The 2010-nt window shown below is 40.1% G+C and carries 2 protein-coding genes and 1 pseudogene; 1 reads left to right on the forward strand and 2 read right to left on the reverse strand.

Translation table 11 applies throughout. From position 1 onward, the window contains the following. Positions 1-108, reverse strand: a 108-nt coding sequence (locus CI957_RS10170) for a sugar phosphate nucleotidyltransferase (RefSeq protein WP_342764921.1), incomplete at its 3' end; no start/stop codon positions are given. 211 nt (positions 109-319) lie between these two features. Here CI957_RS10170 and CI957_RS10175 point away from each other — a divergent pair. Beyond that, positions 320-1567 (forward strand): PGF-pre-PGF domain-containing protein, encoded by a 1248-nt coding sequence (locus CI957_RS10175; protein WP_128754788.1) that lies wholly within the window; start codon positions 320-322, stop codon positions 1565-1567. Positions 1568-1600: 33 nt separating this feature from the next. On the opposite strand, the pseudogene CI957_RS10180 reads toward CI957_RS10175, so the two are convergent. Next, a pseudogene (locus CI957_RS10180) lies at positions 1601-2010 on the reverse strand (ISNCY family transposase); the annotation flags it as partial.

A 2010-nucleotide genomic window follows, 5' to 3' on the forward strand; every position in this document is an offset into this window, starting at 1 on the left:
CACGGGAGTGTCAATTATCGGCAACATTTCCTTGGGCATTGATTTTGTAACCGGCAGGAAACGGGTCCCCAGCCCCGCCACCGGTATCACGGCCTTTTTCACATCCATTTCAGTATCCTCTGGTAACATTTTCTGTTAAGTCTGATGTGTCCAATTGATATTAGGTTTTGGTCTGTGAATGACAAATATTCGATAGTTTTTTGTACATCACAAATATTAACTGTTAGTAGAAAAAGAGAGTATAGTATATCAATAATATCAATAAAAGGTGTCACCATTGAAACGATTACATAAGTGTATATTATTACTATTTATAGCTTTGATACTGGGAATTTCCACAGCCTCTGCTTTTGAAGTGTCCCCTGCAAATCCGACAGTTGGAGATACAATTACAATAAGCGGCACATCTTCTGCCGACTCGGTTAAAGCCAATGTGGAATTTACCAAGACCGTGCCAGTAAAAGGCGGAGAATATAAATACCGCATCAATGATGTAGAAATTCCAAAGGGATCCAATACATTTATGGTAAAGGCAGAGGGAGTCGAGGATCTGAATGTGCGGGTCAAAATCCTATTCTGGATCACAAAAAGTGCAGAATATGTATCCTCCTCGGGTGTGGCAAGAGTATCCCAGTCAAATGTGCCTTCTGGAACCTATGATATACAAATTGACGGTCCGGCTGCAACCGGAACAAGTTCTGTGGATCTTACAATTACAGCTTCTCAGAATATAGACGTAGAAAATGGTGTATTTAAGGGAGAATATAATACAATCAGTATTCCTCCAGGACAATTCAAAGTAACTGTGGCAGGTGAGACAAAAACTATTACATTGAGGTCTCCAGGCAGCAGTAGCGGAGGCTCAGGTAGTTCAGGAGGTGGAGGCGGTTCCACTCCGGACAGTTCAGATAATAATGTGGATGTAGAAGAACTGAGCACAAAAAGGGTTTTCAGTAATACCCCAGTGGAATTTCGTTTTTCCAACCCCGAAGTCCCTATCAAGTCCATCAATCTTACATCCGCTATCACTGTAATGAATGTACCTGTACGAATAGAAGTTTTAAAAGATACATCAGTAATGGTCAAAAAAGAGCCAAATGGCAACGTTTATAAGCACATTAACATATGGGTGGGAAACGCCGGTTTTGCGATTCCTGAAAATATCAAATCTGCAAAAGTTATTTTCCAGGTTGAAAACAACTGGATAGAGGATAATAACATTGAACCAAAGTCAGTTGTTTTAATGCATTATGAGGAGGATGCTGACCAATGGACTCGACTGCCTACGGATATGATCTCCAAGAATGATCAATATACCCTTTACCAAGCAAATGTCACTCATTTTTCTCCCTTTGCGATTGCAGGGGAAGCCAAGCAAACAACAAATACTGATAATCAAACTGATAGTAATCAGACAAACACCACAGCTGAAAACGGACAACAAGACAGCTCTGAAACACCAGCAAATTCCAGACAGGGTCTGAATGCTGAGTGGATACTCATAGGAGGAGTTGTGGCTGGGCTGGTAGCAATGACGGCCTGGAAAATGAAGAAAAACAGACAATGAGGTATGTCCGATATTGGCATACCATTTTTTAAGTTTATTGTGCAGGTGCATCCCTACCTGTTTTTTTCCTTCCGTTTTCATAGAGCAAACGAAGTTTTTTCTCATACTTCATATGAATCGATCCGCCGATTTTCCACATCTTATTGACCCAGTGATCTATTCGTTTCATCGTTCCCTCATTATGTATTTTCGAATCAGAAGAATACACGCAAAACAGGTATTGCCTTCAATTTATACTATACATCAGCATGATTATTGAACGAATCATACTCCCATCCAGTGCATAAGTATCGATGTCCACTCCCATTTTTACTAATACATCGGGTGAATCATTTGCAGCACCTTTTGTATGTGTCATATAGATTGGAAGTGTACCAATCATCGTGATATGTGCCTTATCCATCTTACATTTGTAATGCGGATTATAATCCGCATATCTATCA

Origin of the sequence: Methanohalophilus sp. WG1-DM (assembly GCF_004104135.1) — an archaeon.
Classification (GTDB): domain Archaea; phylum Halobacteriota; class Methanosarcinia; order Methanosarcinales; family Methanosarcinaceae; genus Methanohalophilus; species Methanohalophilus euhalobius.